Genomic DNA, 21,837 nt, shown 5'->3' with positions numbered 1-21,837 from the left:
GCTCGACGGCCGTGGCAAGGTCGAGGGGTGCAGCACACGAAGACCGCCGTCATCGCCGGGTGCGGGGACCTCGGGACCGAGGCCGGACTCCGCTTCGCCGACCAGGGGTACAGGGTGGTCGGGCTCCGGCGCCGAGCCGAACGGATCCCGGCGCCGATCACCGGCCGGAGCGTCGATCTGCGACGGGAGTCGCCGACCATCGACGCGGACACGGCCGTCGTCGTCGTGGCGTTCGCCGCAGGCTCCCGTGACGTCGACGAGTACCGCGCGACCTACGTGGACGGCCTGCGGAACGTGCTCGACGGCATCGAGGCGTCCGGGGCCTCGCCGCGGGTGGTCGTGGTGTCCTCGACCGCGGTGTACGACGAGTCCGACGGCGGCGAGGTGTCCGAGGAGACCCCTGCGCGGGCCGGGACACCGACCGCTGGTGTGCTGCTCGAGGCCGAGGAGCTGCTGCGCGCCCGACGCCCGGACGCCGTGCTCGTGCGGCTCTCCGGGATCTACGGCCCCGGGCGGGAACGGTTGATCGACCAGGTGCGGGACGGCTCCGCCCGGCTGGCCCCCGTCGCGGGCGGCTCACCGCACACGAACCGGATCCACCGGGACGACGCCGCCGCGGCGCTCGTGCACCTGGCGACCGTCCCGGACCCGGCGCCGACGTACCTGGGGACCGACGACGAACCGGTCCGGCTCGACGACGTCCTCGTGTTCCTGGCCGGCGAGCTCGGCGTGCCGGTGCCACCGCGGGCCAGGGCGGCCGGACGGCAGGCCGGCGGCGACAAGCGGCTGTCGAACGCGCTGCTCCGGTCGGCGGGCTGGGAACCGCGGTACCCGACGTTCCGCGAGGGCTACCGCGCGGTGCTGGCGGGCGAGGGCGTGCGGCACCCGTAGCGCTCGGGGCACCGCGCCGCGCCGGCGGGGGCGGCGAGGGTGCCACATCTGGGACGCTCGATGGCCTGCGGCGACGTGTCGTGCCCACTCGGCGGAACGTATGCGGCGTGTCGTGCACGCTCGACGAGACGCACGAGCACCCGCCCAGCACCCCCGGCCGCGCTCCGCCCGCCCGCGCACCGACCGGCTCCTCAGTGGAACCGGTGGTCCTGGATCGTCATGCGCGGCCCGAACGCCGGCTTCCGGAAGCCCGAGCCGCCGATCAGCCGCACGACCCGCTCCCGGTGCCCACGCCAGGGTTCGAGGAGCTCGAGCATCCCGTCGTCGTCCACCGGCGCCCCGGCGAGCGCCCACCCGACGAGGGCCGGCACGTGGTAGTCCCCGACGCTCGGTGAGTCCGGGTCACCGTGCGCACGCTGCGCGGTCTCGGCAGCGGTCCACCGGCCGATCCCGGGCACCGACTGCAGCCGCTCGGCCACGACCGCTCCCCCACGGCCGAGCCCGAGGGTCCGCTCGAGCGCCGGGGCGACGCGCATCGCCCGCATCACGGTCGCCGACCGGCCGGGTTCGATGCCGGCCCGGTGCCACTCCCAGCTCGGGATCCGGGCCCACTGCTCCGCGGTCGGCTGCACGAACATGCCGTCGGGCGCCGGCCCGGGCGCGGATTCACCGAAGCGCCGCAGCAGGTACCGCCAGGCGCGCCAGGCCTGCCGCGAGGTGACCTTCTGCTCCATGACCGCCGGCACGAGCATCGCGACGACCGTGTTCGTGCGGAGCAGCCGGAGTCCGGGTTGGCGGTGCCGCGCCTCGGCCAGGAACGGGTGCGCCCGCACGTCCAGGTCGGACCAGTCGTCGCCCCGGCCGAGCAGGTCGGGGGCGTGCTCGACCGCCCATCCGGCGCCGTCGCCCCACGCCGACACCGCGACGGCGTCCGCGCCCGCCCGGCGGACGAGCACCGAGGCCGCGCCGGTCGGCGTGCGCAGGGCGAGCCACGTGTCGGCGCCGACCACCTGGAAGGCGGGGTCGCCGGAGCCGCGCTGCAGGGGCCGGAGGGTCGCGCGGACGTCCAACGCGCCTCCAGGCCGGTAGACCGTGTCCACGCGACCGGCCGCAGCCGACGGGGCGGCGGCGACGGGAGACGGGACGGACACACGGGGATGGTAATGCCACACCACCGTCGGACATGATGGGACCGTCCCCGCACCACCCGACAAGGGAGTCTCCATGCGCATCGGCATCCTCACCTCCGGAGGCGACTGCCCCGGCCTGAACGCGGTCATCCGCGGCATCGTGCTCAAGGGCATCGCGATCCACGGACACGAGTTCGTGGGGTTCCGTGACGGCTGGCGGGGCGTCGTCGACGGCGACATCGTGCCGCTCGGACGAAAGGACATCCAGGGCATCGCGAAGCAGGGCGGGACCATCCTCGGCACGAGCCGGACGAACCCGTTCGAGGGGCCGAACGGCGGTGTCGAGAACATCACGGCCACGCTCGAGCGGCACGGCATCGACGCGATCGTCGCGATCGGCGGCGAGGGCACCCTCGCGGCCGCGAAGCGCCTGACCGACGCGGGGCTCAAGATCGTGGGCGTCCCGAAGACCGTCGACAACGACCTCGGTGCGACCGACTACACGTTCGGCTTCGACACGGCCGTCGCGATCGCGACCGAGGCGATGGACCGCCTGCGCACCACCGGCGAGTCGCACTCCCGCTGCATGGTCGCCGAGGTGATGGGCCGCCACGTCGGCTGGATCGCGCTGCACTCCGGGATGGCCGCGGGCGCGCACGCGATCCTCATCCCGGAGCAGAAGACGAGCATGGAACAGATCGCCGAGTGGGTGCGGTCGGCCTACGACCGTGGCCGCGCCCCGCTCGTCGTGGTCGCCGAGGGCTTCGTCCCCGACCACGAGGACAACGCGCACACCGAGCGCGGGCTCGACGCGTTCGGGCGGCCGCGGCTCGGCGGCATCGGGGAGCGCCTCGCGCCGATGATCGAGGAGCTGACGGGCATCGAGACGCGGGCGACGACGCTCGGGCACATCCAGCGCGGCGGGACGCCGACCGCGTACGACCGGGTGCTGTCGACCCGGCTCGGGCTCGCGGCGATCGACTCCGTCGTCGAGGGTCGCTGGGGCCGGATGGTCGCGCTGCAGGGGACGGACATCGTGCACGTCTCGTTCGAGGACGCGCTCGGGGAGCTCAAGACGGTGCCGCAGGACCGCTACGACGAGGCCGCGATCCTGTTCGGGTGAGCGGCGGGTGCCGTTCCGCGCGTGGGGTGCCGATCTGCGCATCGGAGGCCGTTCCGCGCATGGTGGGTCGTTCCTTCCGGCCCACCATGCGCGGATCGTCCTCCCATCGCGGACGCGATGGGCCGGAACGACGGACTGGAGGATCGGGGTAGCGTCCGACGCATGACGCGCGCAGTCCTCGTCTCCCGTTCCACCCCGCCCGCCGTCACGCAGGTCGACGTGCCCGAGCCCGACGAGGGCGAGGCCCTCGTCGACGTCACGTACTCGAGCGTCAACTACAAGGACGGCCTCGCCCTCGCCGGCAACCCCGGCGTCGCCCGGGTCGACCCGCTCGTCCCGGGCATCGACGTCGTCGGCACGGTGTCCGCGCTCGGCCCCGGGGTGCACGACGTCGCGATCGGCGACCGGGTCGTGTGCAACGGCGCGGGCCTCGGCGAGACGCGGCACGGCGGCTGGGCCGAGCACGCGGTCGTCCCGAGCGGGGCCCTCGTCGTGCTGCCGGACGGCATCGAGGACTCCTTCGCCGCCGCGATCGGCACGGCGGGCTTCACGGCGATGCTGTCGGTCCTCGCCCTCGAGCGGCTGGTCGCGCCGGATGACGGCCCGGTCCTGGTCACCGGCGCCTCGGGCGGGGTCGGCACGGTCGCGATCGCACTGCTCGCGGCGCGTGGGTACCGGGTCACCGCCTCGACGGGGCGCACGACGAACGAGGCCTCGCTCCGCAGGCTCGGTGCGACCGAGGTCGTCGACCGGAGCACGCTCGCCGAGCTCGGGAAGCCGCTGCAACGGGCGACGTGGGCGGGCGCGGTGGACAGCGTCGGCGGCGCGACCCTGGCGAACGTCCTCGCCGCGACCCGGTGGGGCGGTGCGGTCACGGCGTGCGGTCTGGCGCAGGACTCGGCGCTCCCGACGACCGTGATGCCCTTCATCCTCCGCGCGGTGTCGCTCCTCGGCATCAACTCCGTCGAGGCCCCGCTGCCCCTGCGGCAGCGGGCGTGGGACCGGCTCGCGACCGACCTCGACCCGGCGCTCCTGGCGGACGTCACGCGCACGGTCGACCTCGAGCGTGCGATCGGCGTCGGCGCGGACGTCGTCGCCGGGCGGGTGCACGGCCGGACGGTGGTCGACCTCCGCGCCTGAGCAGCGGCGGCGCGGGTGAGAGTTCGGCTCGCGGGTGATTTGCCAAACGCTTGCACACTGACACGCTAGGTTTGGTACACGGCACACACCGGACCCGTGAGGAGCACCATGCCCGTCCCCAAGTCGACCGTCGACAACTCGCCTCGCAAGCTCCTGCGGGACGTGGTGCTCGAGAAGATGCTCGCCGCGATCCAGGACGGCACCCTGCAGGCCGGTGAACGCCTGAACGACGACGAGCTCGTCGCCTGGCTCGGCGTCAGTCGGACCCCGATCCGTGAAGCCATCGCGAAGCTCGTCGACTACGGCCTGGTCGAGATGGAGGCGAACCGCTACACCCGCGTCGCGTCACCGACCCGCGAGCAGTACGACGACGCGTTCCAGCTGCTCTTCGGTTTCGCCGAACTCGCCGCCCGCTGGGCCGTGCCCAACCTCGACGACGCCGCGGTCAAACAGCTCGGCAAGCTCCTCGACCAGGCCCGCAAGCACGCCGACGCCGAAGACCGCTCCCTGAACGACGACGTCGACGCGCTCATCGCGTTCCTCGTCGCGCACTCGGGCAACGAGCTGCTCATCAAGACCGCCGAGGGCATCGTCAACCGCGCGAAGTTCGTCCGCATCGGGCAGCCGGAGTTCGTCTTCTGGGACGTCAAGCACGGGCTCGACTCGTTCCGCGCAGCGGCGAAGGCCCGCGACGGCGAGGCCGCCGGAGCGGTGATCCGCAGCATGTCGCGCGCGATGGCCGAACACCTGGTGGAGATGCGCGCCGCGAACGCGAGCGCCTGACACCCGCGGACCGGGTCGCCCGACCGGGCAGACTGGTCGGGTGACCGACGTCCTGCTCCACGCCGAAGCCCTCCGTGTGACCCGGTCCGGGCGGGACCTGCTGCACGACGTGTCGTTGACCGTCCGCGGCGGGGAGCACTGGGCGCTGCTCGGGCCGAACGGCGCGGGCAAGTCGACGCTCCTCGCTGTCCTCGGCGCGACGAGCCACCCTTCCGCTGGCACCGTCGACGTGCTCGGCCGACGGCTCGGACGTGTCGACGTCCGAGCGCTCCGCGAGCACATCGGGCACGTCGACCCCCGCCACCGGGTGTCGTCGCCGCTGACCGTGCTCGAGGTCGTGCTGACCGGCGTCACCGGGACGACCGACCTGATGATGCGGTGGTCACCCACCGCGGACCAGCTCGCCACCGCACGGGGTCACGTCGCGGACGTCGGCCTGGAGGCGCGGGTCGACGCCGCCTGGCCCGTCCTGTCCCAGGGTGAGCGGGGTCGTGCGCTGATCGCACGGGCCCTGATGTCCGACCCCCGCCTGCTGCTCCTCGACGAGCCGGCGACGGGCCTCGACGTCGCCGCTCGTGAGCACCTGCTCGACACCGTCGACGCCCTCCGACTCCGGCGCCCCGGCCTCGGCAGCGTGATGGTCACCCACCACCTCGAGGACCTGCCGACGTCGACCTCGCACGCGATGCTGCTCCGGGACGGTGCCGTCGTGGCGCAGGGCACCGCCGACCGGGTCATCACGTCTTCCGCGGTCTCGCACGCCTTCGACTTCCCGCTCGCCGTGGTGCGGACCGAGGGCCGCTGGCATGCACGCCGGGCGGCCTGACCACCGACCCCGCCCCGCCCCCCGCAAGACGCAACGTCGGCGAGTTCGCGCAGCGGAATGTCGCTGCGAGGAACCGCCGACGTTGCGTTCTGCGAACGCCGCCGTCGATCGGCCCCTACGCCGTCGCGGCAGCGGCCGCCTTCGCCGCTGCCGGCAGCGCCTCGAGCACGCGGCCGACTGCACGGTCGTCGTGGGCGGCCGTGACGAACCACGCCTCGAAGACACTCGGCGGCAGGGTGACCCCGGCGTCGAGCATCGCGTGGAAGAACGGCGCGTACCGGAATGCCTCCTGTGCCCGGACGTCGTCGTAGTTCCGCGGCGCCTCGTCCAGGAACGCGAACGAGAACAGGTTCCCCGCGTGCTGCACGGTGTGCGCCACCCCCTCGGCGGACAGCGCGGCGCTCGTGGCCTCGGCGATCGTCGCCGCGGTCCGGTCCAGGTGCGCGTACACCTCGGGCGTCGCGGCCCGGAGCGTCGCGGTGCCGGCGGCGACGGCGAGCGGGTTCCCGGACAGCGTGCCCGCCTGGTACACGGGGCCGAGCGGAGCGAGGAAGTCCATGACCTCCCGACGGCCGCCGAGGGCGGCGAGGGGCATGCCCCCGCCGATGACCTTGCCGAACGTGACGAGGTCCGGCTTCCACCCGATGCCGTCCGGCACGGTGTTGGACGCCTCGAGCCCCCACCAGCCGGCGGGGCCGACCCGGAAGCCGGTGAGGACCTCGTCGACGATCAGCAGCGCGCCGTTCGCCTTCGTGATCTGCGAGAGCGCCCGGTTGAAGCCGCGCTCCGGGGCGAGGACGCCCATGTTCGCGGCGGCGGCCTCGACGATCACGGCGGCGATGCGCTCGGAGTGCTCGTCGAACGCACGGCGCACGGCGTCCAGGTCGTTGTACGGCAGCACGAGGGTCTGCGCGGCGGTCTCCGCGGTGATGCCCGCGCTGCCGGGGAGCGCGAGCGTCGCGACGCCCGAGCCCGCCTCGGCGAGCAGGGAGTCCGAGTGCCCGTGGTAGTGCCCGGCGAACTTCACGAGGAGGTCGCGGCCGGTGTACCCGCGCGCCAGACGGATGGCGGTCATCGTCGCCTCGGTGCCCGTGGACACCATGCGGAGCTTCTCGATCGGCCCGTCGCCGTCGACCTGCACCCGCTGCTTGACGAGCTCGGCGAGCTCGGTCTCCCCCGGGGTGGACGCCCCGAACGACAGCCCGCGGGACGCCGCCTGCTGCACGGCCTCGACCGTGCCGGGGTGCGCGTGCCCGAGGATCGCCGGACCCCACGACGCGACGAGGTCGACGTACTCGCGCCCCTCGGCGTCGGTGACGTAGGCGCCCTTCGCGGCGGTCAGGAAGCGCGGGGTGCCCCCGACGGAGCCGTACGCGCGGACGGGCGAGTTCACGCCGCCGGGGATGCTGTTCTTGGCGCGAGCGAAGAGCTGGCCGTTCGCTCCGGACTGCGCTGCCGTGGTCGCCGTCGTGGTGGTCATTCGGGGGCCTTCCCGGTCGAGGCGACGCCGGACACCGCCGCGGTGCTGCCGGTCGTGCGCAGGCCGGCCTCCTGGTTGAGCTGGCGCGCGACGTCCACCGCGAAGTAGGTGAGGATCGCGTCGGCACCGGCACGCTTGATGCCGACGAGGGCCTCCATCGCCGCGGCGTCGCGGTCGATCCACCCGTTCTGGGCGGCTGCCGTGATCATCGCGTACTCGCCGGAGATCTGGTACGCCCACACGGGGACCTCGGAGACGTCGGCGGTGCGGGCGAGCACGTCGAGGTAGCTCATCGCGGGCTTCACCATGACGATGTCAGCGCCCTCCTCGATGTCGAGCAGGACCTCGCGGAGCCCCTGCCGACCGTCGGCGGCGTCGATCTGGTAGGTCCGGCGGTCGCCCTGCAGGGTGGACGCCACGGCCTCGCGGAACGGCCCGTAGAACGCGCTCGCGTACTTCGCCGAGTACGCCAGGAGCGCGGTGCCGCTGTGCCCGGCGCTGTCGAGGGCGTCGCGGGCGGCGGCGATCTGGCCGTCCATCATGCCGCTCATGCAGACGAGCTCGGCACCGGCCTCGGCCTGGGCCACCGCCATGTCGCGGTAGCGCAGGAGCGTCGCGTCGTTGTCGACCGAGCCGTCGGCCGCGAGCACACCGCAGTGGCCGTGGTCGGTGAACTCGTCGAGGCACAGGTCGGACTGCACGACGAGTGCGTCGCCCACCTCTTCCTTCGCGATGCGGATCGCGACGTTGAGGATGCCGTCGGGGTCGGTCGCGCCGGACCCCTCGGCGTCCTTCGTCGTCGGCACGCCGAACAGGTTCACGCCGCCGACGCCCTGCTCCGCGGCCTCGTTCAGCGCGCGGCGGAACGAGTCGAGGGAGTGCTGCTGCACGCCCGGCATGCTCGAGATCGGGATCGCGGACGCCGTGCCCTCGCGGATGAACATCGGCAGCACGAGCTCGGCGGGGTGGAGCCGGGTCTCGGCGACGAGTCGTCGCATGGCGCGGGTGGCGCGCAGCCGACGGGGGCGGACCTGCGGGAAGTGTCCGGTCACGATGACCTTCCTGTTCTGGGGTTCGGGTGGAGGGTCTCGACGACGGCGTCGAGGAGGGCTGCTGCGGACCGACCGCGGGCGACGACGTGCACGGGCAGCCCGGCTGCACGGGCGGCGTCTGCGGTGGCGGGTCCGATGCACGCGACGAGCGTGCGGGGATCGAGGGGGGTCATCCGGCGGACGACCTGCTGGGCGACGCTCCCGCTCGTCACGAGCACGGCGTCGGGTGGCGGGACGAGCACGACCGGGTCGTCGCCCGTCCCCACGGTACGGTACGCGACCACGTCCGACACGTCGATGCCGCGGGCCCGCAGTCCGTCGACGACCGTGGGTGCGGCGATCTCGGAACGCGGGAACAGGACCGGCCCGGCGGTGTCCGGCAGTGCGGCCACCAGTCCCGCGGCGGACTCGTCGTCCGGCACCAGGTCGACGGGCCAGCCGGCCTCGCGGGCGGCGCGGGCGGTCGCCTCACCGACGCAGGCCACGGCCACCCCGGCCGGGAGGCGCACGGTGCGTCCGGCGACCACACGGACGGCCGTCGCACTGGTCACCACGAGCCACCGGGCACCGGGCGCGACCCCGTCGTGACCGGTGCGGTCCGCGGGCCGCGCGCCGAGCCTCCTGTCCGGATCCGCCCCGAGGCGGGCGAGGGCCGCGTCGAGGGCTGCCGGGTCCGCCGGCGGTGCGTCCGTGATGAGCGGGACGACGACGGGCTCGAGCCCGCGTGCACGGGCCGCTGCGGCGACCTGGTCGCCCCACGCGCCCCCGCGCGGGACGAGGACGACCGGGGGCCGTGCCTCGTCCGCGACGGGGGTGCTGTCGTCCGTGGTGACCGCCTACTCCGCGGGGGTGGCCAGGCCGGGCCCGGCCGAGTGGTCGCCGTCGGCCGGCTCCCGTGAAACGGACGAGGCGAGGTCGGCCAGCTCGGCCGCACCGTTCTCGAGCAGCTCCGCGGCGACACGACCGGCGACCGCGAGGGCCTCGTCGAGCCGGTCCTGCGCCGAGCCGTCGAGGTGGGCGGCGTGCGACGCCGTGCGGTACTCGGACCCGTCCGGGCGGTAGACCGTCGCGGAGACGAGCAGCAGCTCGGCGTCCACGACCGCCGTCGCACCGATCGGGGCGGAGCAGCCGGCCTCGAGCTTCGCGAGGACCTCGCGCTCCGCCGTGACCGTCAGGCGCGTCGGGGCGTGGTCGAGCTTCCGGAGTGCGGCGAGCAGGTTCTTGTCCGTCTCGCCCGTCCGGATCTCGACCGCCAGCGCACCCTGTCCGGGCGCACTCGGCCAGAAGCCGAGGTCGAGGAGCTCCGTCGCGGCGTCCAGCCGGTCGATCCGACCGAGACCGGCGGCGGCGAGCACGACCGCGTCGAGGTCGTCCTCGACCCGGCCGAGCCGGGTGTCGATGTTCCCGCGGATGTCCACGACGTCCAGGTCCGGCCGCTTCGCCCGGAGCTGCGCGACCCGGCGGGGCGAGCCCGTGCCGACCTTCGCGCCCTCGGGCAGGGTGTCGATCGTCGCGGCGTTCCGGGCGACCAGGACGTCACGGGCGTCCGCACGCTTCGGCACCGACGCGATCGTCAGGCCGTCGTACGGCGCCGTCGGGAGGTCCTTGAGCGAGTGCACGAGCACGTCGACCTCACCCGCGACGAGCGCCTCGCGCAGGGCGCTGGCGAACACGCCCGTCCCGCCGAGGCTCGCGAGCGACGCACGGTTCGTGTCGCCCTCGCTCGTCACCGTGACGAGCTCGACGGGCCGACCGGCGGCCTTCGCCAGCCGGTCGGCGACGTCCTGCGACTGCGCGACCGCGAGCCGGCTGGCGCGGGTGCCGAGCCGGATCGGGGCGGGGCCGTCGGACGCTGCCGAGCCGTCGGTCGTCGTCGGCGCGCTGTCCGCGTCCGTCACGGTGCGACGCCGGCCGCCGCGGGCTTGAACCCGGCGCGGACGTTCTCGCAGCAGCCCGGACGGCACACGTCGTACCAGGGGCCGATGTCGGTCAGGTGCGGGCGTTCGCTCGTCGGCGTGCCGTTGACGCGCTCGAGCACGAGGTCGACCAGGCCGGACACGTACGCCGGGTCCACACCGGGCGTCTGCGTGCGGAGCGACCAGAAGCCGAGTTCGCCGGCGGTCTCGGTGGCCTCTTCGTCGAGGTCCCACATGACCTCCATGTGGTCGCTCACGAAGCCGAGCGGGACGATGAGCACGGCGCGGGTCGGGCCGCCCTGGAGCTCGTCGTTCATGTAGTCGTTGATGTCGGGCTCGAGCCACGGCTGCGACGGGGGGCCGGAGCGCGACTGGTAGACGAGCTTCCAGGCCGGCTTCGACGTGCCACGCAGGTGCGCGTGCTCGGGCTGCTCGAGCAGTTCGTTCCACGCCTGCTCGAGGACGACCTCGGCCACGGCGAGGTGCTGTGCCTCGTACGCGCCGTGGTCGTCGAACCCGCGGAAGTCCGGGCCGGACTTCGCGGCGTCCGAGGACGGGATCGAGTGCGTCGAGAACAGGACGTGCAGTTCGGTGGCGACGTCGAGCCCGTCGTTCTCGGCGATCGCGCGGGCCATCCCGTCGCGGACGCCGTCGACGAACGGCCGGACGAAGCCCGGGTGGTCGAAGAACTGGCGGACCTTGTCGACCTGGATGGTGTCGATCAGCCCGGTCTCGGTGAGCACCCGGGCGTAGTCCTCGCGGTACTGGCGGCAGCTCGAGAACGACGAGTAGGCGCTCGTGGCGATCGCGATGAGCTTCGTGAAGCCCTTGTCGGCGGCCTCGGTGAAGGCCTCTTCGAGGTAGGGCGCCCAGTTCCGGTTGCCCCACAGCACGGGCAGGTCGATGCCGCGCCGCGCGAGCTCGGCCTCGAGCGCCGCCTTGAGGGCACGGTTCTGCGCGTTGATCGGGCTGACACCGCCGAAGTGCCGGTAGTGGTGCGCGACCTCCTCGAGCCGCTCGTCCGGGATCCCGCGGCCGCGGGTGACGTTGCGGAGGAACGGGATGACATCGTCCTGGCCCTCGGGACCACCGAAGCCGGCCAGCAGGATCGCGTCGTACGGGGTCGGGACCTCGACGTGCTCGGGGCCGTCGGCCGCGGCGGGCGTCGCGGCGAGGACCGTGCCCCGCCCGTTCGAGATCTGACTGGTGTCGGTCACGACAGCACCTCCGGCAGTTCGGCGGTCGTCACCCGACGACCGGTGAAGAAGGGGACCTCTTCGCGCACGTGCAGGCGCGCCTCGGTGTAGCGCAGGTCGCGCATCAGGTCCACGAGGTCGACGAGCTCCGGGCTCTCGAGCGGCAGGATCCACTCGTAGTCGCTCAGGGCGAACGTCGCGATGGTGTTGGTGAGCACCCGGCGGTACTTCGCGCCGGCGATGCCGTGGTCGCGGAGCATCTTCGAGCGCTCTTCCTCCGGCAGGAGGTACCACTCGAACGAACGGACGAACGGGTACACCGTGATCCAGGCCTCGGGGTCCTTGCCGCGCAGGAAGGCGGGGGTGTGGCGCTTGTTGAACTCGGCCTCGCGGTGCATGGCCATGACGTGCCACACCGGCTCGGCGTCCTGGAACAGCCCCGTGCGACGGACCTCGCGCAGGACCGCCTGGATCGCCTGGGCGTCGTCACCGTGCAGCCAGATCATGACGTCGGCGTCCGCGCGGAAACCGGACACGTCGTAGAACCCGCGGATCGTGACACCGCGCTCGGCAGCAGCGGCCACCACGGCGTCGAGCTCGGCGACGGCGTCGTCACCCGGACGGTGGACCGGGCCGAGCGGACGGCGGAAGACCGCCCACAGGGCGTACGCCGTCAAGAGGTTCGGGTCGATGCCCGAGGAAGGGTCTGTCTCGTGTGCGGGGGACTGCACGTCGGAGCTCATGGGTCCTCGTCCTGTCGGTTGCCTGGGTCGTGGCTGCGCGCCGCGTCCGGAGGACCACCGATGGGGCGGTCTACCGCCGTCGGAGCACCGCTACGACGATACTCCCGACCACTGCCACACCGGCTGCGAGCCCCGCCAGGTAGGGCACGGGCTTCTCGTCGATCCCCCGCTTGACCTTCGACGCGGCGATGCCGAGCTGCTTCGGGACGTTGAGCTTGTCCTCGATCGCGTCGAGGGTCTCGAAGAGCTGGTCGCGGTCCGCCTGGACGCGCTTCGCCAGGTCGTCGTGCTGGTCCGTCACGGTTCCTCCGTCGGGGTGCTGGTCGCGGTCGTGCTCGTCAGGACCGGATGCCGGGTCGGCTCGAGGGCTTGTTGCCCATGCCCTTCACCGCGTTGATGTCGTCCTTGACGCTGTCGATCGTGCGCTTCGGGGTGAGCGGCAACGCCTTCTGGAAGCGCTTCCACCCGATCAGTCCGAGGATCGCGGCGACGATCAGCATGACGACGGCGACGATCAGCGCGGCGAGCCACGCCGGCATCACGACGGCCAGGCCCATCACGGCCGCTGTGAGCAGGACGCCGATCGCGTAGAGCAGGACGACCAGGGCGCCGATGAGCAGCCCGGCGGCGAGCCCGATGATCTTCGCCTTGCCGATGAGCTCGGCCTTGAGCAGGTCGATCTCGCCCTTGACCAGGTTCTTGACGAGCTTCGGGACGTCCCCGACCAGACCGAACAGCGAGCGGGACCCACGGGAGCGGGTGTCGCTCATGAGGTGTGGGCGTCCTTCTTCTGACCGACCTTGCGGACGACCTTCTTCGTCTGTTCGCCGACGAACTCGGCGACGTCCGGGGTCTTGTCCTGGATGAAGTCCTCGGCGACGTGCACGCCCTTCTGGACGCCGTTGCTGTTCCAGATCTTGCCGCTGACGGTCTTGATCTGCTCGTACCGCGCCCGTCCGGCTCGCGATCCCAGGACGTACCCGAGTGCGGCGCCGGCGACGAACAGGAGCTTGCCTCGCATGTGCGAATCCTCCGTGGTTTCGGTGTGCGGTGGTCATGCGCCGAACGGAATACGTCCGGCGTCCCACCACAGTAGCCCTCGAGGGGTCCCCGGTCCGCTCAGGATCCCAGGACGCGCTCAGCGGACGCCCGGGCCGCAGCCACGATGCCCGCGAGTCCGCGGCCGCTCGAGGCCTCGCCGATGCCCTCGACACCCTCGGCCAGACCGGCCGCCGTCAGGTCCGGCCCGTACCAGCGGACGCGGGCTGCGCCGGCCACCCGGTCCGGGGTCACCGGCACGCCGAGCAGGGCGGTGGCGTCCCGGGTGGCGCGGGTCCCGACCGCGTCGTCCGGGTCGACCGGGAGGCTCGTGGCCACGCCCGCCGGGTCCGTCGCGTCGTCGTGCGGTGCGGTCGCGTAGCTGAGGCGCAGGACGTGGCGCCCGCCGGCCGCCTCGGCGAGCCACGGCCACTTCGCGGTCGCGTGCGTCAGGGCCTTCGCGCTGACGCCGTCGGCCTCCGGGTGCACGAGCATCCCGGTGCCGCGCGGCGCGGCGTCGAGCTCGGGCTGGTCGACGACGAGCGTGACGAGCTCGATGCCGGTGCGGTCGGGAGCGGCGGTACGCATCGGGTCGGCGGTGGACGACAGCACGACCTGCGCCGGGATCCGCTCGCGGGTGCCGCGGGCGGTGACGACCTCGACCGCGTGCCGCTCGACCGCGGTCGCCCGGGTGCGCATCCGGACCTCGACGCCGTACGTCTCGGTGTCCGCCACGAGTTCGTCGACGAGCCGGACGATGCCGCCGCGGATGCCCTGGACCGCGGAGCCGGCGGCGGCGCGGGAGCGCAGGGCCAGCACGGCGCGGGCGAGGGACCCCTCGCGCTGCAGGGCCGCTCGGAGCCCGGGGGCGACGCGGTCGGGGTCGAGCTGGTCCGGGTGGGTCGAGTACACGCCGCCCGCCACCGGCACCACCAGGTCGTCGAGCACGCGCTCGCCCATGCGCTTCCGGACGAGGGCGCCGAGCGACGTCGCCTTCGCGCCCACCGGGGACGGCAGCAGCGAGTCCATCTGCGCGCGGAAGCCCCCGCCCTGGCCGATCACCGCGGTGACGTCGGCGGCCATCGGGGTCCCGGGGATGCCGAGGAACCCGGTCTGCGGGATCGGGGCCGTGCGGCCGTCTCGGGTCATCAGCCAGGCGCCGCGGGGGTCGGGCGTCACGATGTCGTTGCCCAGGCCGAGCTCGGTCGCGAGCCGCGCGACGGCGTCGGTCCGGGTCGCGAACGACTCCGCGCCCATGTCGAGGTCGAGTCCCGCGACCGTGTGCCTGCGGAGCATCCCGCCCAGTCGGTCCCCCGCCTCGACGAGCACCACGTGCGCGCCGCCCTTCGCGAGGTCTCGGGCGGCGACCAGGCCGGCGACCCCGCCGCCGACCACGACGACGTCGGTCACGCGGCGGTCTCCTCGCCGTCACCAGCGCCGTCGGCCGCGCCGCTCCCGAGCGAGTGGACCAGCTCGACGACGCGGGTCAGCACGGTCGGGTCGGTCTCCGGCGGGACACCGTGCCCGAGGTTCACGACGTGCGCCCGGGCCGCCCCGCCGCGGCGCACGACGTCGCGGACGTGGGCCTCGAGCACCGACCACGGGGCCGCCAGCATCGCGGGGTCGACGTTGCCCTGCACGGTCACGCCGGGGCCGACGCGGCGGACGGCCTCGTCCAGGGGCACGCGCCAGTCGACGCCGACCGCGTCCACCGCGAGCGTGTCCGCCGGGTCGCCCATCGTCGTCATCTCGTGCAGGACCTCGCCGCTGCCGACGCCGAAGTGGATCCGCGGGACCCCGAGGTCGGCAACGTGCGCCAGCGCCGTGGCGGAGTGCGGGGCGACCGAGGCGACGTAGTCCGCACGCGAGAGCGAACCGACCCACGAGTCGAACAGCTGCGCGGCGGACGCCCCGGCGGTGACCTGCGCCCGGAGGAACGCCCCGGAGACCCCCGCTGCCCAGTCGAGCAGCCGGGCCCAGGTCTCGGGCTCGGCGTGCATCATCGTGCGGGCGCGGATGTGGTCCTTCGACGGACCGCCCTCGACCAGGTACGCGGCGAGCGTGAAGGGCGCACCGGCGAACCCGATGAGGGGCTTCTCGCCGAGCTCCGCCACGGTCCGCTGCACGGCCTCGGTGATCGGTGCGAGCGCCGCCGGGTCGAGCGGCTCGAGGGCGTCCACGTCGGCCGCGGTGCGGATCGGCGACCCGAGCACCGGCCCGCGCCCGGGGACGATCTCGACGTCGACCCCCGCGAGCTTGATCGGCACGACGATGTCGCTGAAGAAGATGCCGGCGTCCACACCGTGACGGCGCACGGGCTGCAGGGTGATCTCGGACGCGAGCGCCGGGTCGAGGCACGCGTCGAGCATCGCGGTGCCGACCCGCAGCTCCCGGTACTCGGGCAGCGACCGACCAGCCTGCCGCATGAACCACACCGGGAGCGTCTCCGGCCGGTCCCCGCGGAGCGCCCGGACGAGCGGCGACCCCGAGGTCCGACCGGTCACGAGCGGGTGGGTGTCGGGCAGCGCAGGGGTGGTGGCGTCGGTCACCGGACGATTCTCCCATCGGTCGCGGGGCTGTCCATGAGCACGCGGTCAGCGAACAGCCCGCGCAGCGATCGCGGGTTACGATGGAAGACGTGCTCATCTGTCTCACGGCGTCGCACCGCAACGCCAGCTTCGATCTCCTGGAGCGACTGAGCATCGGCGCACCGACCGCCGCGAGCCGTCTGGTGACGGACTCCGACGTGCTCGACGGAGCCGTCGTCCTCGCCACCTGCAACCGCTTCGAGGCCTACCTCGACATCGCGGGCGACGACCGCGACTCCGCCGTGTCGGCCACCGTCGACGCCGTCGCGACAGCGAGCGACCTCGTGCCCGCCGAGGTCGCCGAGTCCGTCCAGGTCCTGGGCGGCGGGGACGTCGTGCAGCACCTGTTCGCCGTGTCGAGCGGGCTGGAGTCCGTCGTCGTCGGCGAGACCGAGATCTCCGGCCAGGTCCGACGCGCGCTCGAGGACGCCCGCGCGAACGGCACCACGACCTCCGAGCTCGAGCGGCTCTTCCAGGAAGCCGCGCACACCTCCCGCGGCGTCAAGACCCGCACCCGCATCGGCGCCGCCGGACGCTCGCTCGTCCGCCTCGGCCTCGAGCTCGCCTCCTCGCGCATCACCGACTGGGCGCACACCCGCGTGCTGCTCGTCGGCACCGGCAGCTACGCCGCCACGACGATCGCCGCGCTGCGCGAGCGCGGTGCCGCGAACATCCAGGTCTTCTCGCCGTCCGGTCGCGCGCCGTGGTTCGCCGCCAAGCACGACCTCGTCGCCGCCACCGACCTGCGCGGGGCGATCGCGTCGAGCGACGTCGTCATCACGTGCACCTCGAGCGAGGTCCCGGTCGTCGAACCGGCCGACCTCGACGACGGACAGCGCCGGATCGTCATCGACCTCGGGCTCCCCCGCAACGTCGACCCCGACGCCGCGGACGTCGACGGCGTCGAGCTCCTCGACCTCGAGACGATCAGCATCCACGCGCCGATCGCCGAGCTGAACGCCGAGTCCGAGGCGCGCCAGATGGTGGACGACGCCGTGTCGCGCTTCCGTGCCCAGGCGCTCGAGCAGTCCACGACCCCGGCGCTCGTCGCGTTCCGGAAGCACGTCTTCGACATCCTCGACGACGAGATCGAGCGGGCGAAGCGCCGTGACGCCGACCCGGAGTCCGTCGAGCAGACCGAGCGCGCACTCCGGCACCTCGTCGGCGTCCTGCTGCACCGCCCGTCCGTCCGCGCCCGCGAGCTCGGCCGTGCCGGGCGCGGCGAGGAGTTCGTCGGCGCCCTCGACGCCCTCTACGGCGTCCACCCCGAACCCGAGGCCGAGCTGCCGTCCCCCGTCGTCCCGCTGGCCGACCGGACCGCACCCGTCGCGGACCGGACCGACGCGGCGGACGCGAGCTGAGCCTCCAGACCGGTCCCCCGACGCTGCGTGTCAGCGCCCTCCTGCTGGTCCGCGACCGGCGCGTCCTGATGGTGCGTGCGCGCGGACGGGACGTCCTCTACCTGCCCGGCGGAAAGGCGGAGCCGCACGAGACCGACGTCCAGGCCGCGCTGCGCGAGGCCGACGAGGAGATCGCGGTGCGGCTCACCGCCGCCGACGTCGAGCCCTTCGGGACGGTCACGGAACCGGCGCACGGACAGGCTCCAGGGACGATCGTCGCGATGGCGCTCTTCCTGGTCCGACCGGGAGGCGCGTCGGACACCGCCTCGCCGGTCGCCTCCGCAGAGGTGGACGAGGTGGAGTGGGTCACGTCCGGGGACGCGGACCGGTGCCCGCCGGCGGGCGTCGAGACGCTCCGCCGGCTGGTCGCCGCCGGTCTGGTCGACTGAGCCCGACCAGGCTGCGGGCTACTGGTCCTTGTCGGTGTAGTGCCCCGCGGCCTCGCCCAGGGTCGGCTCGGCCTCGCCCGGGATGTCCGACTCGACGTACTCGCCCTCGTCGCGGCCGTCGCCGGCCCCCTCGGGTCGGGTCTCGCCGGGGATGTCGCTCGACACGAACTCGCCGGCGGGCTCGTTCGACGTGACGTGCTCGTCGCCGGGGATGTCGCTGTCGACGAACGCTCCGGCGCGGGGCTCGACGCCGTCCGCGCGGCCCTCGTCGCCGCGTGCCTGTTCGTGCTTGCCTGCCATGTCCGACCTCCGTCGCTCGTGTGGCGTGGCTGGTGCCTCGTCGTCGCGAGCATGCTCGGCGCGGCTGGGCGTGCGCCGAGACCCGTCCCCCGGGCCGGGTGTTGCGTTGCAGCGTGCAGCGGAACGTGAAGACGATCGTCGTGTCCACCGCCACGGGCCTGCTCGCCGTGGTCGCCCTCGCCGGGTGCTCGTCAGGGCCGGCTCCGTCGGTGACCAGGACGGTCACCGCGTCGGCCACGCCCGGGTCCTCCGCGTCCGGGATGCCGTCCGCCGCCGGCCAGGCGGCACCGTCGCCCGGTGCCACGCCGACCGGGACCGGGGGCGCGGCCGACGGTTCCGGGACGACCTGCACGGTCTCCTCGCTCGCCGGCGGGACCGAGGCCGGCAGCGGTGGCGCCGCGGGGAGCACGATCATCCACCTGACCCTGCGCAACACCGGCTCGACGACGTGCACGCTCCAGGGCTGGCCCGGTGTCTCGTTCGTCGGGGACGGCGACGGGACGCAGATCGGTGCCGCCGCGACGCAGGACCGATCGTCGGCGCACCCGACCGTGACCCTCGGCCCGGGACAGATCGCGGTGGCTCCGCTGAAGATCGTGAACGCGCAGAACTTCTCGAACGCCGCCTGCTCGCCGGTCGCCGCGGACGGCTTCCGCGTCTACCCGCCGGGGTCGACGGAGTCCCTGTTCGTCCGCGCGTCGGGCTACACCGCCTGCGCCGAGTCGAGCGCGGCCCTGCTCGACGTGCAGGGGCTCGTGCCCGAGGGGCAGGCGACCGACTGACCGCGGTCAGCGGTAGGACGGGGCGTGCACGACCTCGAGCACCTCGGTGCCGAGTGTCCGGAGCGCCTCCACCACCCCGAGGCGTCGCTGGAGCGAGGCGTCGTCGAAGGTCACCGTGACGGCGTAGCTCACCGACGACCCCGGCCCGCGGAGGATGCCGGCCTCGGCCCGCACCCCCGTCGACGACCCCGTCACGACGACCGCCTGCAGACCGTGGTCGAGCGCCCGGTGCGCCAGGGGGTCGAGACCGAACGAGCCCGCGACGAGGGACAGGTCGCTCGCCAGGGACAGCCAGCCGAGCACCCGGTTCGACACGGCCTCGTCGACGACCTCGCCGAGCGCCAGACCCCGCATCAGCCAGGCGAGCTCGCCGGTGGGGGCCACCGAGGCGTCCGGGGCGTCGTCCGGCCCGCGGCGGTCCCGGACGCGGTCGATCAGGGCGGTCCGCTCGATCCCGAGCGCCTCCGCACGCTCCCGCACGGCGTCGATGCCGACCGTGGAGAGCAGCGCGTTCATCGCCCAGGAGTCGGCCGTCGCACCGACGAGCGTCGCGAGGTCGGGGACCTGCATGGTCGGTTCCTGCAGGAACTGCCACAGGCCGGCACCCGTCGCAGTGTCCCGCGCCATGCGCTGCAACCGGTCCCCGTGCAGGCGGCCGTCCTCGAGCTGCGCGGCGGTCTCGATGAGGAGCAGGACGCGTCCGAGGCTCGCCACGGGCTGCACGAGCGTGTCGTCCACCGCCAGCAGGGCCCTGCCGGTCGAGGTGTCGATGACGGACGCACTGACGGACGCACCGTCCCGGGCCAACGCACCCAGTGCCTCCAGGCCGGCCGTGAACCGCTCGTCCGCACCGCCGCGGTGCCGTCCGCGCGCACGGACGCCGTCCGCGGCGTCGACGTGCTGTCGACGCCGCGGACGGCGGGTGGAACCCGGTTCGGAGGACGCGGACGCGTCCGGTTCGGTCATCACCAGATCGCGACGCGCTCTGCCGGGTCGAGGTACATGGCGTCCTGCTCGGTCACGCCGAAGGCCTCGTAGAAGCCGTCGATGTTCCGCACGACCTGGTTGCAGCGGAACTCCGTGGGCGAGTGCGGGTCGATCGAGAGCAGGCGTGCTGCCTCTTCCGGGCGGATGGCCATCCGCCAGGCCTGGGCCCAGCTGAGGAAGAACCGCTCGGCGCCGCTGAGGCCGTCGACCACGGGCGGCTCCTGGCCGTCGAGGGACAGCAGGTACGCCTTCCACGCGATCGACAGACCGCCGAGGTCGCCGATGTTCTCGCCGATGGTGAGCGCGCCGTTGACGTGGCCGTCCGGGACCTCGGTCGGGACGAGGGCGTCGTACTGCGCGATGAGCGCCTTCGTGCGGTCCTCGAACGCGGCACGGTCGGCCTCGGTCCACCAGTTCTGCAGGCGGCCGTCCCCGTCGTACTGCGAGCCCTGGTCGTCGAAGCCGTGCCCGATCTCGTGCCCGATGACGGCGCCGATCGCGCCGTAGTTCGCGGCGGCGTCACGGTTCGCGTCGAAGAACGGGAACTGCAGGATCGCCGCGGGGAACACGATCTCGTTGAAGCCCGGGTTGTAGTACGCGTTGATCGTCTGCGGGGTCATGAACCACTCGTCGCGGTCGATCGGCTTGCCGATCTTGCCGAGCTCGCGGTCCACCTGGAAGGACGCGACCGCGCGGACGTTCCCGAGCAGGTCGGTCGGGTCGACGGCCAGCGCCGAGTAGTCGCGCCACTTCACCGGGTAGCCGATCTTCGGCGTGAACTTGTCGAGCTTGTCGAGCGCCCGGGCGCGGGTCTCGTCGGTCATCCAGTCGAGCGCGGTGATGCTCTGGCGGTAGGCCTCGACCAGGTTGGCGACGAGGTCGTCCATCTTCGCCTTGGACGTCTCGTCGAAGTGCTCCTGCACGTAGATCCGACCGACGGCCTCGCCCATCGCACCCTCGACCAGGGAGACGCCGCGCTTCCAGCGCTCGCGCTGCTTCGGCGCACCGGTGAGGGCCGTGCCGTAGAACGAGAAGTTCGTCGCGGACAGCGCGCTCGTCAGGTAGGCCGCGGATCCTCGGACCACCTGCCAGCGGAGCCAGTCCTTCCACGCCTCGACCGGCTCGCGGTGCAGGAGCGCGACCAGCCCCGTGATGAACGAGGGCTCCCGCACGACGACCGTCTCGAAGGCGCCGGCCGGGGCGTCGATGGCGTCCACCCAGTGCTGCAGGTCGGTGCCGTGGGCGAGTCCGGCGATCTCCGCCCAGGGCATCTTGTTGTAGGTCTTCTGGCTGTCGCGGGTCGTCACGTTGTCCCAGTGCTCCGCGGCGAGCGCCGTCTCGAGCGCGATCACGTGATCGGTGCGCTCCGCCGCGTCGTCGAAGCCCGCGAGCGGGAACATCGCGGCGACGAACTCGCGGTACTTCGCGCGGATGTCGGCGAACCGGTCCTCGCGGTAGTACGACTCGTCGGGCAGCCCGAGGCCGGACTGCTCGAGGAACACGACGTACGACTCGGGGTCGCCCGGGTCGTTGTCGACGAAGAGCTGCAGGAACCCGGGAAGCCCGAGCCGTTCGAAGCGGCCGACCATGCGGACGACGTCCTCGACGGAGTCGACCGCGTCGACCTCGGCGAGCAGGGGCTCGATCGGCTCCGTGCCGAGCGACTCCAGGTGCTGCTCGTCCGTGAAGGACGTGTAGAGGTCCCCGACCTTCCGCTCCTCGGTCCCCGGAGCGGCCTGCTGGGAGCGCTCGACGATCGCGCGGACGGCTTCCTCGGCAGCCTCGGCCAGCACCGTGAACGAGCCGTACCGCGCCTTGTCGTCGGGGATGGGCGTCGCGTCGATCCACGAGCCGTTCACGTGCCGGTACAGGTCGTCCTGCGGTCGGACCGCGGGGTCGAGCTCGTCGGTCGTGATCCCGGAGCCGAGGGCTCCCGAGGTCTGCGTGGTCCCCGTGCTCGGGTTCCCTGGCGTGGGTGCGACGTCCGTCATGCGTCCACGATAGCCACCACCACCGGCTCGGCACCCGGTCAGTGGCCACCCCTGTGGACGACCCCACAGGGTGCCGGCGGCC

Annotated in this window: 23 protein-coding genes; 8 read left to right on the top strand and 15 right to left on the bottom strand. The window is 73.4% G+C overall.

Annotated elements, in window-relative coordinates; genetic code table 11:
- Positions 1-27 precede the first annotated feature (27 nt).
- Positions 28-891, top strand: coding sequence for an NAD-dependent epimerase/dehydratase family protein (locus LQK89_RS00485; RefSeq protein WP_231049808.1), 864 nt, complete (start codon positions 28-30; stop codon positions 889-891).
- Between the two features lie 191 nt (positions 892-1,082).
- On the opposite strand, the gene LQK89_RS00480 is transcribed toward LQK89_RS00485, so the two are convergent.
- Complete coding sequence (locus LQK89_RS00480) at positions 1,083-2,042, bottom strand: DNA-3-methyladenine glycosylase family protein (RefSeq protein WP_231049807.1); 960 nt, start codon at positions 2,040-2,042, stop codon at positions 1,083-1,085.
- A gap of 73 nt (positions 2,043-2,115) precedes the next feature.
- Here LQK89_RS00480 and LQK89_RS00475 point away from each other — a divergent pair, with 73 nt between their 5' ends.
- The 4 genes from LQK89_RS00475 (at position 2,116) to LQK89_RS00460 (ending at position 5,893) form a co-directional block, all read left to right on the top strand.
- Positions 2,116-3,144 (top strand): 6-phosphofructokinase, encoded by a 1,029-nt coding sequence (locus LQK89_RS00475; protein ID WP_058741596.1) that lies wholly within the window; start codon positions 2,116-2,118, stop codon positions 3,142-3,144.
- A 162-nt stretch (positions 3,145-3,306) separates the two neighbouring features.
- Positions 3,307-4,284 carry an MDR family oxidoreductase gene (locus tag LQK89_RS00470; RefSeq protein ID WP_231049806.1) on the top strand — a complete coding sequence of 326 codons (978 nt, stop codon included), beginning with the start codon at positions 3,307-3,309 and terminating at the stop codon, positions 4,282-4,284.
- A gap of 108 nt (positions 4,285-4,392) precedes the next feature.
- Positions 4,393-5,067, top strand: coding sequence for a GntR family transcriptional regulator (locus tag LQK89_RS00465; protein WP_174779220.1), 675 nt, complete (start codon positions 4,393-4,395; stop codon positions 5,065-5,067).
- A gap of 40 nt (positions 5,068-5,107) precedes the next feature.
- A complete protein-coding gene (locus LQK89_RS00460; RefSeq protein ID WP_231049805.1) occupies positions 5,108-5,893 on the top strand; it encodes an ABC transporter ATP-binding protein in 786 nt (261 codons plus the stop codon).
- Between the two features lie 115 nt (positions 5,894-6,008).
- Here the strand turns inward: LQK89_RS00460 and hemL are convergent, their stop codons facing one another.
- The 11 genes from hemL to hemE form a co-directional block, all read right to left on the bottom strand.
- Positions 6,009-7,373 (bottom strand): glutamate-1-semialdehyde 2,1-aminomutase, encoded by a 1,365-nt coding sequence (hemL, locus tag LQK89_RS00455; RefSeq protein WP_174779222.1) that lies wholly within the window; start codon positions 7,371-7,373, stop codon positions 6,009-6,011.
- Positions 7,370-8,425 (bottom strand): porphobilinogen synthase, encoded by a 1,056-nt coding sequence (gene hemB / locus LQK89_RS00450; protein WP_269145911.1) that lies wholly within the window; start codon positions 8,423-8,425, stop codon positions 7,370-7,372. The genes hemL and hemB overlap by 4 nt, the downstream gene beginning before the upstream one ends.
- Entirely contained in the window at positions 8,422-9,120 is a 699-nt protein-coding gene (locus LQK89_RS00445; RefSeq protein ID WP_269145926.1) for a uroporphyrinogen-III synthase, read from the bottom strand. Before LQK89_RS00445 ends, hemB begins: the two co-directional genes overlap by 4 nt.
- A 141-nt stretch (positions 9,121-9,261) precedes the next feature.
- Positions 9,262-10,323, bottom strand: coding sequence for a hydroxymethylbilane synthase (gene hemC, locus LQK89_RS00440; protein WP_442874052.1), 1,062 nt, complete (start codon positions 10,321-10,323; stop codon positions 9,262-9,264).
- Positions 10,320-11,558, bottom strand: a complete 1,239-nt coding sequence (locus LQK89_RS00435; RefSeq protein WP_231049803.1) for a ferrochelatase — start codon at positions 11,556-11,558, stop codon at positions 10,320-10,322. Before LQK89_RS00435 ends, hemC begins: the two co-directional genes overlap by 4 nt.
- A complete protein-coding gene (gene hemQ, locus LQK89_RS00430; RefSeq protein ID WP_058741589.1) occupies positions 11,555-12,280 on the bottom strand; it encodes a hydrogen peroxide-dependent heme synthase in 726 nt (241 codons plus the stop codon). The genes LQK89_RS00435 and hemQ overlap by 4 nt, the downstream gene beginning before the upstream one ends.
- Before the next feature lie 70 nt (positions 12,281-12,350).
- On the bottom strand, positions 12,351-12,581 hold the full coding sequence (locus LQK89_RS00425) for a hypothetical protein (protein ID WP_114851233.1): 231 nt from the start codon (positions 12,579-12,581) through the stop codon (positions 12,351-12,353).
- A gap of 37 nt (positions 12,582-12,618) precedes the next feature.
- Positions 12,619-13,050: a phage holin family protein gene (locus LQK89_RS00420; RefSeq protein WP_058741587.1), complete on the bottom strand. Its 432-nt coding sequence runs from the start codon at positions 13,048-13,050 to the stop codon at positions 12,619-12,621.
- The gene (locus tag LQK89_RS00415; RefSeq protein ID WP_058741586.1) at positions 13,047-13,301 is read right to left on the bottom strand and encodes a hypothetical protein; all 255 of its coding nucleotides are present in this window, start codon (positions 13,299-13,301) and stop codon (positions 13,047-13,049) included. The genes LQK89_RS00420 and LQK89_RS00415 overlap by 4 nt, the downstream gene beginning before the upstream one ends.
- A gap of 98 nt (positions 13,302-13,399) precedes the next feature.
- On the bottom strand, positions 13,400-14,728 hold the full coding sequence (locus LQK89_RS00410) for a protoporphyrinogen/coproporphyrinogen oxidase (RefSeq protein ID WP_331000562.1): 1,329 nt from the start codon (positions 14,726-14,728) through the stop codon (positions 13,400-13,402).
- A complete protein-coding gene (gene hemE, locus LQK89_RS00405; RefSeq protein WP_231049802.1) occupies positions 14,725-15,867 on the bottom strand; it encodes a uroporphyrinogen decarboxylase in 1,143 nt (380 codons plus the stop codon). The genes LQK89_RS00410 and hemE overlap by 4 nt, the downstream gene beginning before the upstream one ends.
- 89 nt (positions 15,868-15,956) lie before the next feature.
- On the opposite strand from hemE, the gene LQK89_RS00400 reads away from it, so the two are divergent.
- Together LQK89_RS00400 and LQK89_RS00395 are read left to right on the top strand one after the other, a co-directional pair.
- Positions 15,957-17,267: a glutamyl-tRNA reductase gene (locus tag LQK89_RS00400; protein WP_231049801.1), complete on the top strand. Its 1,311-nt coding sequence runs from the start codon at positions 15,957-15,959 to the stop codon at positions 17,265-17,267.
- A 68-nt stretch (positions 17,268-17,335) separates the two neighbouring features.
- Entirely contained in the window at positions 17,336-17,695 is a 360-nt protein-coding gene (locus LQK89_RS00395; RefSeq protein WP_083519900.1) for an NUDIX hydrolase, read from the top strand.
- Between the two features lie 18 nt (positions 17,696-17,713).
- Here the strand turns inward: LQK89_RS00395 and LQK89_RS00390 are convergent, their stop codons facing one another.
- Positions 17,714-17,995, bottom strand: coding sequence for a hypothetical protein (locus LQK89_RS00390; RefSeq protein ID WP_144803541.1), 282 nt, complete (start codon positions 17,993-17,995; stop codon positions 17,714-17,716).
- A gap of 113 nt (positions 17,996-18,108) precedes the next feature.
- Here LQK89_RS00390 and LQK89_RS00385 point away from each other — a divergent pair, with 113 nt between their 5' ends.
- On the top strand, positions 18,109-18,777 hold the full coding sequence (locus LQK89_RS00385) for a DUF4232 domain-containing protein (protein ID WP_231049800.1): 669 nt from the start codon (positions 18,109-18,111) through the stop codon (positions 18,775-18,777).
- Positions 18,778-18,783: 6 nt separating this feature from the next.
- Here LQK89_RS00385 and LQK89_RS00380 read toward each other — a convergent pair whose 3' ends face one another.
- Together LQK89_RS00380 and LQK89_RS00375 are read right to left on the bottom strand one after the other, a co-directional pair.
- Positions 18,784-19,743, bottom strand: coding sequence for a serine hydrolase (locus LQK89_RS00380; protein WP_231049799.1), 960 nt, complete (start codon positions 19,741-19,743; stop codon positions 18,784-18,786).
- Positions 19,743-21,755: a M13 family metallopeptidase gene (locus tag LQK89_RS00375; protein ID WP_217507769.1), complete on the bottom strand. Its 2,013-nt coding sequence runs from the start codon at positions 21,753-21,755 to the stop codon at positions 19,743-19,745. Before LQK89_RS00375 ends, LQK89_RS00380 begins: the two co-directional genes overlap by 1 nt.
- Positions 21,756-21,837: the final 82 nt, after the last annotated feature.

It is taken from the genome of Curtobacterium sp. C1 (assembly GCF_021049325.1).
GTDB classification, from domain to species: domain Bacteria; phylum Actinomycetota; class Actinomycetes; order Actinomycetales; family Microbacteriaceae; genus Curtobacterium; species Curtobacterium citreum.
The sequence above is the reverse complement of the archived record's forward strand: the minus strand, read 5'-3'. Positions and strand labels throughout refer to the sequence as shown.